This is a genomic window from Deinococcus radiotolerans (assembly GCF_014647435.1).
GTDB classification, from domain to species: domain Bacteria; phylum Deinococcota; class Deinococci; order Deinococcales; family Deinococcaceae; genus Deinococcus; species Deinococcus radiotolerans.
Window position 1 is genome coordinate 57,312 of record NZ_BMPE01000016.1, and the last position, 8,743, is coordinate 66,054.

Here is an 8,743-nt window from a genome sequence, read left to right on the forward strand (position 1 = left end):
GGCCGCAACAGGAAGAGGGGCAGGCCAACCGCTCGGGTCAGCCTGCCCCTCTGTCCTGCCGGTTACTGGCGGTCTTGCAGTTTCACGTAGTGCGCGTCGGTGGCGCCGGTGTATACGGCGTCAGGGCGCAGCAGGCGGTTGTTGCTGGTGTACTCGATCAGGCTGGCGCACCAGCCGCTGATGCGGGCCAGGGCGAAGATGGGCGTGAAGTACTCCTTCTTGATGCCCAGGTCGCTGTACACGGTGCCGCTGTAGAAGTCCACGTTCGGGTAGATGCCCTTGCTGCCGATGCGGTCCACGACGACCTTCTCGATGGTTTCGAGGATCTGGTAGTAGTTGCTCTTGCCTTCCTTGTTGGCCACGTGCTCGGCGTAGTCGCGCAGGACGCGGCTGCGGGGGTCGAAGTACTTGTACACGCGGTGCCCGACGCCCATGATCTTCTCTTTGTTGTCGAGCTTCTTCGTGATGTAACCCTCGGCCTGGTCGGGCGTGCCGACCTCGTCGAGCATGTCCATCACGGCCTCATTCGCGCCGCCGTGCAGGGGGCCTTTCAGGGCGCCGATGGCGCTGGTGATGCAGGAGTACATGTCCGACAGGGTGCTGCCGGTGGCGATGGCGGTGAAGGTGCTGGCGTTCATGCCGTGGTCCACGTGCAGCACGAGGGCAATGTCGAACAGGCGGGTCTGCTCGGCGGTGGGTTCCTTGCCGCTGAGCATGTAGAGGTAGTTCCCGGCGTGGGTGAGGTCCATGCGGGGCGCGACGATCTCCTGGCCTTCCTGCGCGCGGTTGATGGCGGCGATGATCGTGGCGAACTGCGCGATCATGCGCGTCGCGATGGCGCGGCGGCCCTCGGCGCTGGTGTCCTCGGACTGGGGGTCCAGGAGCCCCAGGTAGGACACGGCGGTGCGCAGCGCCTGCATGGGGTGCACGCCGCGTGGCATGCCCTTGATGATCTCGGTCAGCGCCTCAGGAATGGCGCGGTTGGCTTTCAGGTCCGCGTCGAACTGCGCGAGTTCGGCGGCGGTGGGCAGCTGGCCGTTCAGGAGCGCCAGGGACAGTTCCTCAAAGGTGCTGTTTTCCGCCCATTCCTGAATCGGAATGCCCAGGTGGGTCAGGATGCCTTCGGTGCCGTTGATGAACGTGAGTTTGCTCTCGGTGAAGAGAACGCCTTCGAGTCCTTTGGCGATACTGGCGGTGTTCGTCATGATGATCGAGCATACCACCGGGCCGCTTTCCGCCGCCGCCTGATCACGTTCCCGGCGGGGTGACAAACGCGGTTGCAAAGGCGGAGTGAACGCCGCACGTCAGCACTTCACGGGACGGGCGCACCGGGCGGGCTGTCCTACAATGCCCGGCGATGACTGAGCACGCTGCCCCTGCCTCCCTGAAGCCGGACGTGACCCTGGCGCTGGACACGGCGACGCCGTGGCTGACGCTGGCGCTGGCGTGGCCGGGCGGGTCGGTGCAGGTGTCGCGTGAGGTGGGGCGCGCGCACGCGGAGCTGCTGCCGGGCGCTGTTCAGGCGCTGTTCGCGGAGGCGGGGCTGCCGCTGCGCGCGGATGCCGTGGTGATCGGCACAGGGCCCGGGTCCTACACGGGCGTGCGGGTGGGCGCGAGTTACGCGCTGGGCCTGGGGCGGGTGTGGGGCGCGCCGGTGCTGGGGGTCAGCACGCTGGAGGCGCTGGTGGGCAGGGACGGCGTGCAGGGCGTGTCGCTGGACGCCCGCAAGGGGAACGTGTACGCCGCGCGCTACGACGTGCGGGGCGGCGTGGTCCGCGCGACCCTCCTGGCGCCTACGCGCCTGCCGCTCGAAGAGTTCCAGGCGGCCCTGGACGGCGCGCCGCACCGGGCGGACGCCGCGCCGGACGGCCTCGCGCTGCTGCGGGCGGGGCTGGATCACGGCGCGCGGGACTGGGCGCTGGCGTACCTGTAAGGTCGGGACGAGGCGGGGCGCGGTCTGCGGTGGATTCCGGGGCCGCGCTGCACTGTTTCGTCTGTAACCGGCGTGTGACGCCCGGCGCATAGGGTGGGCGGGTCAGTCTCAACTCGTTCTCCCGGCGGCACGCGCCGGAACCTCTGTCGTTCCGTTGCCAGGGCGCGCCGCGCCCACTTCCCGTGAGGTCCGTCATGAATCGCGCCGCCCTGCTGTCTTTGCCGCTCCTGCTGGCTGCCTGCGCGCAGGCTCCGTCCTCTCCCCTGTCGTCCCCACTGCACGCTCAGGCGACCGGTACTACGACCACCGGCAGCGCGACGGGGGCAGGCGTGACCCGCAACTACACGCTGTACACGCCCACGGCCGGGGCGGGTGCGGCGCGGCCCCTAGTGGTCATGTTGCACGGCTGCACGCAGTCCCCGGCGGATTTCGCGGCGGGCACGCGCATGAACGACCTCGCGGACACGCAGGGGTTCTTGGTCGTGTACCCGGAGCAGCCGTCGAGCGCCAACCAGAACAAGTGCTGGAACTGGTTCGATCCGGCGCATCAGGCGCGCGGGCAGGGGGAACCGGCGGCGATCAAGGCGGTCGTGGACGCCGTGAAGGGCAAGGTGAACGTGGACGCCGCGCGGGTGTACGTGGCGGGCCTGTCGGCAGGCGCAGCCATGAGCGTGATCATGGGGGCCACGTACCCGGACGTGTTCAGCGGCATCGGCGTCGCGTCGGGACTGGAGTTCAAGGCGGCCACGAGTTCCTCGGCGGCGTTCACGGCGATGAACAGCGGCGGGCCGAACCCGGACGCGCAGGGGACGGCGGCGTACGCCGCGATGGGGACCTTCAAGCGGACGGTGCGGACCATCGTGTTCCATGGCAGCAGCGATTACACGGTGTACCCGGTGAACGGCGATCAGGTGGCGGCGCAGTGGGTGCAGACGAACGACCTCGCGGACGACGGGCAGGACAACGGCAGCCGCAGCACGGCGCAGGTGACGACGCGTTCGGGCACGGTCAGCGGAGGCCGGGCGTACAGCGTGAAGACCTTCGCGGGCGGCGTGGTCGAGCAGTGGTCGGTGACCGGCATGGGGCACGCCTGGAGTGGCGGGAGTACCGCCGGGTCGTACACGGATCCGAAAGGGCCGGACGCAAGCGCGGAGCTGTGGCGTTTCTTCAGCGCCGGGACGTCGGGTGGGGGCGGCACGGCGCCGGACACGACCGCGCCGGTCGTGAGCGTGTCGCCCGCGCCGGGCACGTACGTGGGGCCGCTGACGGTCACGCTGTCCCTGAACGAGCCGGGCACGGTGTACGCCACCACGGACGGCAGCGACCCGGCCAGTAGTGCCACGCGGGTGACGCTGGCGGGCGGCGGGAGCGTCACGCTGGTGGGCAGCGGCACGGTGCGGGCGTCCGCGGTGGACACGGCGGGGAACGCGTCGGCCCCGCAGGCGTACGCGTACACGCTGACGGCCGCGCCGGACACGGCGGTGTCGTTCAGTTCGGTGGCGGCGCAGGACGGGTACGTGGCGGCGAACACGCCGTCCGCCACGACCGGCGGGTACGTGGTGGCGTCGGGTGGGATCGGCGTGGGGGACAACGCGGACGCCCCGTGGAAGAGCGTGCTGTCGTTCGACACGTCCAGCCTGCCGGACGGCGCGACCGTGACCGGCGCGACCCTGACGGTACGCTACAGCTTCGCGCCGAACGGGAACCCCTGGGCGGGCGGCGCCACGCTGGGGGTCGACGTGCGGAGCGGCTGCCTGGGCGCCACCTGCGCGCTGGGCACGGACGACTTCGCGGCGGCCGTCACGGCGGCAGGTGTCGCCTCCTTCGCGGCCCCTGCGGGCACGGCGGCGGGCACCACCCTCAGCGCGCCGCTGAACGCCTCTGGGCTCGCGGCAATCAACCGGGCGGGCAGCACGCAGCTGCGCCTCGCCTTCACGGGCGGCACGGCGCGCAGCAACGGCCTGAGCGACTACCTCACGCTGGGCGAAGGCACGCAGGTCACGCTGAACGTCACGTACCGCTGACCTCCACGGGAAAGGGGCGCCGGTGCGGTTCAATCCGCGGCCGGCGCCCCTCTGCGTTGCCGGTTCAGTCGGCGGCGTCCCCCTGCGCGTACTGGAGGCGGTGCAGGCGGGCGTAGTAGCCGCCCTTGTCGAGCAGCTGGCGGTGGCTGCCCTGCTCGACGATGCGGCCCTTGCGCATCACGACGATGCGGTCGCAGTGTTCGATGGTGCTGAGGCGGTGGGCGATGATGATGCTGGTACGGCCGCGCATGACGCGTTCCAGCGCGGCCTGGATGCGCAGTTCGGTCTCGGTGTCCACGTTGGCGGTGGCCTCGTCAAGGACGAGCAGGATGTCCGGGTTCTGGATCAGCGCGCGGGCGAAGGCCAGCAGCTGCTTCTGCCCGGTGGACAGGGTCGCGCCGCGTTCGCGCACCTCGGTCTGGTAGCCGTGTTCGAGGCTGAGGATGTAGTCGTGTACGCCGACGTAGCGGCAGGCTTCCACGACGCGCTCGTGGGGAATCTCGGGGTTGTTCAACGTGAGGTTGCTCTCGATGGTGCCCGCGAACAGGAACACATCCTGCAGTACGACGCCCACGTGTTTGCGCAGGTCGTGCTGCTGTAGGTCGCGGACGTTCAAGCCGTCCACCTTCACCGCGCCGCGCTGCACGTCGTAGAAGCGGCTGACCAGGGCGGTGACGCTGGTCTTGCCCGCGCCGGTCGCGCCGACCAGAGCGACGCTCTCGCCGGGCTGGATGTCGAGGTCAATGCCGCGCAGGATCCAGCGGTCGTCGGTGTCGGCGGTGCTCTCGCTGACGTCCTGGTCGTACGCGAACCAGACCTGGTCGAAGGTGACGCGGCCCTGGAAGTCCGGCAGCGTCTGCGCGCCGGGCTTGTCCTGGATGGCTTCCTCGGTGTCGAGCACGCCGAAGATGCGTTCGCTGCTGGCCATGGCCGCCTGGAGGTTGTTGAACACGTCCGCGAGGTCCTGGATGGGCTGGAACAGCTGCTGCGAGAGCTGCACGAACGCGAACAGCGTCCCGACCGTGATGGCCCCGGCGACCACGCCGTCCACGCCGAGAATCTGCCGGGCGGCGAAGTACAGGATCAGCGCCACGGCGACCTGGCCGAGCACGGCCACGACGGGCATGAACAGCGAGAACCACTTGACGCTGTTCTCGTTCGCGCTCAGCAGGGCGCGGTTGCTGAGGTTGAAGTCCAGCGCGCTGCGTTTCTGCCGGCCGAACAGCTGCACGGTGAGCATGCCGGTGATGTTCTCGTTCAGTTTGCTGTTCACGATGGCCTGCTGGGTGCGGGTCACGCGGAACGAGTCGCGCAGGCGGGTCTGGAAGAAGCGGGTGGCGAGGAACAGGACCGGCAGCACCGTGAACGAGATCAGCGCCAGGCGCCAGTTCACGCTGAGCATGATCACGACGTACACGACAATGATGAAGGTGCTCTGGATCAGGCTGACCAGACCGCCGGTGATGAACTGGTTGATGGCGTCCACGTCGCTGGTCACGCGGGTGATCAGGCGCCCAACGGGGTTCTGGTCGAAGTACGCGAGGTGCAGCCGCTGGAGCTTGCCGAACACGTCGGCGCGGATGTCGCGCAGGACGTTCTGGCCCAGGTAGCCGATGGTCAGGACGAACCCGTACTGCAGCGCGAACTCCACGACCTTCAGGCCCATGTAGGCCAGGGCGGTGGTGGTCAGGCCGCTCAGGAGGGCGTCGCGGCTGGTGGCCTGCCCCTGCGCGAGGGGCGAGAGGTACGCGTCGATGGCGTGCCGCTGGATCAGCGCGAACAGCGGTGAGGCCAGTGAGATCAGCAGGGCCAGCAGCACCCCGCCGATCACGAGTGGCATGTAGGGGCGGACGTAGTTCAGGATGCGCCGCACGAGGTGGGCGTCGAAGCCCTTCTGGTAGGCGTCGGTATCGGGGCGGGTCATCGGTTCACCTTCTGGTGCTGGGTCAGGGTTTCCAGCTCGTCCGCCGCCGTTTCTGGGTCGGCCACGGGTTCGTCATCGGCGTCAAGGTCACTGGCGAGGCGCTGGAGCCGCTCCAGCTGGGCGTAATGGCCGCCCTGAGCGATCAGGTCGTCGTGGCTGCCGTGTTCGGTCAGGCGGCCGTCCTCGAGCACGATGATCTGGTCGGCGTGGCGCAGGGTGCTGACGCGGTGGGCGATCAGGATGACGGTGCGGCCCTGGCTGACCTCGCGCAGGCCGTCCACGATGCGGCGTTCAGTCTCGGTGTCCACGGCGCTCAGAGAGTCGTCGAGGATCAGGATGGCGGGTTCGCGCACGATCGCGCGGGCGATGGCGGTGCGCTGGCGCTGCCCGCCACTCAGGGTGACGCCGCGCTCGCCCAGCATGGTGTCGAAGCCCTGCGGGAAGTCCTCGACGTCGCCTAGCAGTCCCGCCAGGCGCGCGGCGTCGCGCACGCGGGCCGGGTCGGGGTTCTGGGGAATGTCGTCGGGTGGGGGCGCGCCGACCACGCTGACGCCGATGGGCACGACCGGCAGGTCGCGGGCCTCAATCCCGAAGCCGATGTTGTTGGCGATGCTGTCCCCGAACAGGAAGGGTTCCTGCGGCACCACGCTGATCGCGCCGCGCAGGGTGCTCAGCGGGATGGTGCGCAGGTCGTGCCCGTCGATGCGTACGGTACCGGTCGTGGGGTCCATGGCGCGGGTCAGCAGCTGGCCCAGCAGGGTCTTGCCGCTGCCGGTGGGGCCGGTCACGCCCAGGAACGTCCCGGCGGGCACGTTCAGGGTCACGTCGTTCAGGACGGTCGTCTGACCGTAGCGCAGCGTGACGTGGTCCAGGCTGATGTCGCCGCGCAGGGCGCGCACCCGGCTGTCGGCGCGGCCCGGCTCGTCCCGCACGAGGGGCTGGGCGTCGAAGATCTCTTTCAGGCGCAGCCAGGAGGCCAGGCCGCGCTGCGCGACGCTGGTGATCCAGCCGATCATCAGCATCGGGAAAGTCAGGCGTTCCAGGGTGCCGACGAACTGCACGAACATCCCCACCGTGAAGGTGCTGTCCGGCGCCAGGATCAGCCGCCCACCGACGAGCAGGATCAGGCCGAACGCCAGGCCCAGCAGCAGGCTCATGAAAGAGCGCAGCGGGCCGTCCACCTTGGTCAGGGCGATGTTGCGGCGCAGCAGTTCGAGGTTCATGGCGCGGTAGTCCTCGATCTCGCGGTCCTCGATGGCGTAACCCTTCACGACGCGCGCGCCGCTGAAGTTCTCCTGGGCCCGGGCGGAGATCAGCGAGTTCTGTTCCTGCGCGAGGCGGTGCCGGACGTTGATCTGCCGCGCCAGGTACGACAGGACACCCACGATGAGGGGCACGATCGCCACGACGATCAGCGCCAGCTGCCAGCTGAGGCTGAACATCACCGTGAAGGCGGAGATGAAGCCCGCGACGATGTTCACGATCTGCCACGCGCCGAAGCCCAGCATTTCGCGCACGGCGCTCAGGTCGCCGGTCAGGCGGTTCATCAGGTCGCCGGTGCGGGCGCGGTCGTAGTAGTGCTTGTCGAGGGTCTGCAGGTGCGCGAACAGGTCGCGGCGGATCTCGTACTCGGACTGCCGGGACGCCACGACGATATTGCGGCGCATGACCAGCATGAAAAAGCCCGCGGTCAGCGCGGCGGCCACGACGCCCAGGGCGTACAGCCCGGCGGTGGCAACGGTCAGGCCCGGGGTGGCGGAGTTGCCGTCCACCTGTCCGGTCAGGCCGTCGATGGTCAGGCGGATGAGGTAGTACGGGAGCAGGTTCACGGCGGTGGCGATGGCCACGGCGATGAGCCCGATCACGTACTGCCGGGTGTGCAGGCGCAGGTACGGCAGCAGGGTGCGGAAACTGTCCAAGGGTGGTGCCTCCTGGGGCGGGGGGAAGGCGGGGCTGGGGGTGGTGGTTTCAGAGGCCCGTGGAGGCCTGTGCGCAGGCGAGGATACGCCCGCAGGCGCCCACTGAAATGCGCCACATGGCGCATACCTGTTCCTGACTGAGCGAACGCTCAAGGGGACATCGGGCCGGGCGGATGGGGCGCAGAGTCGGGCGTGGCCGTGAGGTGATTGACACCCTTGGGGGGGACTGCTACTATTCACAGCCGGAAGTGAACGCGCCAAACGCCGAAACTTCCGCACTCAGAGGCCGGACATTGTTCCAGCGCTTTCCAACGGGAACGGTGCCACCCTAGCTCAACTGGTAGAGCACCCGACTTGTAATCGGAAGGTTGGGAGTTCGATTCTCCTGGGTGGCTTCACACACGATCAACCTCACCACAGGGCTGAACGTGCGCTTTGAGAAAAGCGAAACAGTGGGTACAATCCGGGTAGGTGGCCGAGTGGTTAAAGGCGACAGACTGTAAATCTGTTCACGTAAGTGTACGGCGGTTCGAATCCGCCCCTGCCCACCACGATCACGCGGGAATAGCTCAGTTGGTAGAGCGTCAGCTTCCCAAGCTGAATGTCGCGAGTTCGAGTCTCGTTTCCCGCTTTTTCACCCCAACGCTTCTGTAGCTCAGTGGTAGAGCACTCCCTTGGTAAGGGAGAGGTCGTCGGTTCAATCCCGACCAGAAGCTCCAACATGGCGCGGCCTCTTTGTGGGTCGCGCCTCTTCTCTAGGCCCCCATTCCGGACCGACCGCAGAACCTCAAGGAACCCTCTTTGCGTTCACGCGGCGGGCCTGTACACTGTCAAGGCTTGCCTGCACAGCGGGCAGTCCACTCTCAGGAGGACACACTCATGGCTAAAGGAACGTTCGAGCGCACGAAGCCCCACGTGAACGTGGGCACCATCGGTCACGTCG

General features: G+C 68.4%; 5 protein-coding genes and 4 tRNA genes. 6 read left to right on the forward strand and 3 right to left on the reverse strand.

Annotated features, from left to right (window positions below):
* Window positions 1–62 precede the first annotated feature (62 nt).
* Window positions 63–1,205: a citrate/2-methylcitrate synthase gene (locus IEY63_RS17700; RefSeq protein WP_189070315.1), complete on the reverse strand. Its 1,143-nt coding sequence runs from the start codon at window positions 1,203–1,205 to the stop codon at window positions 63–65.
* Window positions 1,206–1,357: 152 nt separating this feature from the next.
* Here IEY63_RS17700 and tsaB point away from each other — a divergent pair, with 152 nt between their 5' ends.
* Window positions 1,358–1,933, forward strand: a complete 576-nt coding sequence (gene tsaB, locus IEY63_RS17705) for a tRNA (adenosine(37)-N6)-threonylcarbamoyltransferase complex dimerization subunit type 1 TsaB (RefSeq protein WP_189070316.1) — start codon at window positions 1,358–1,360, stop codon at window positions 1,931–1,933.
* 194 nt (window positions 1,934–2,127) lie between these two features.
* Complete coding sequence (locus IEY63_RS17710) at window positions 2,128–3,957, forward strand: extracellular catalytic domain type 1 short-chain-length polyhydroxyalkanoate depolymerase (protein ID WP_189070317.1); 1,830 nt, start codon at window positions 2,128–2,130, stop codon at window positions 3,955–3,957.
* Window positions 3,958–4,021: 64 nt separating this feature from the next.
* Here IEY63_RS17710 and IEY63_RS17715 read toward each other — a convergent pair whose 3' ends face one another.
* Together IEY63_RS17715 and IEY63_RS17720 are read right to left on the reverse strand one after the other, a co-directional pair.
* Window positions 4,022–5,881, reverse strand: a complete 1,860-nt coding sequence (locus tag IEY63_RS17715; RefSeq protein ID WP_189070318.1) for an ABC transporter ATP-binding protein — start codon at window positions 5,879–5,881, stop codon at window positions 4,022–4,024.
* A complete protein-coding gene (locus IEY63_RS17720; protein ID WP_189070319.1) occupies window positions 5,878–7,800 on the reverse strand; it encodes an ABC transporter ATP-binding protein in 1,923 nt (640 codons plus the stop codon). Before IEY63_RS17720 ends, IEY63_RS17715 begins: the two co-directional genes overlap by 4 nt.
* 322 nt (window positions 7,801–8,122) lie before the next feature.
* On the opposite strand from IEY63_RS17720, the gene IEY63_RS17725 reads away from it, so the two are divergent.
* From IEY63_RS17725 to IEY63_RS17740, 4 genes are all read left to right on the forward strand, one after another.
* Window positions 8,123–8,195: transfer RNA gene (locus IEY63_RS17725), tRNA-Thr, on the forward strand.
* 70 nt (window positions 8,196–8,265) lie between these two features.
* Window positions 8,266–8,351 (forward strand) — tRNA-Tyr (locus IEY63_RS17730).
* A gap of 7 nt (window positions 8,352–8,358) precedes the next feature.
* Window positions 8,359–8,431, forward strand: a tRNA-Gly gene (locus IEY63_RS17735).
* A 13-nt stretch (window positions 8,432–8,444) separates the two neighbouring features.
* Window positions 8,445–8,519: transfer RNA gene (locus tag IEY63_RS17740), tRNA-Thr, on the forward strand.
* Window positions 8,520–8,743: the final 224 nt, after the last annotated feature.

Bases quoted from the DNA above. Each gene is read 5' to 3' on its own strand.
- IEY63_RS17715 (WP_189070318.1), bottom strand. From the start codon at position 5,881: ATGACCCGCCCCGATACCGACGCCTACCAGAAGGGCTTCGACGCCCAC.
- tsaB (WP_189070316.1), top strand. From the start codon at position 1,358: ATGACTGAGCACGCTGCCCCTGCCTCCCTGAAGCCGGACGTGACCCTG.
- IEY63_RS17710 (WP_189070317.1), top strand. From the start codon at position 2,128: ATGAATCGCGCCGCCCTGCTGTCTTTGCCGCTCCTGCTGGCTGCCTGC.
- IEY63_RS17700 (WP_189070315.1), bottom strand. From the start codon at position 1,205: ATGACGAACACCGCCAGTATCGCCAAAGGACTCGAAGGCGTTCTCTTC.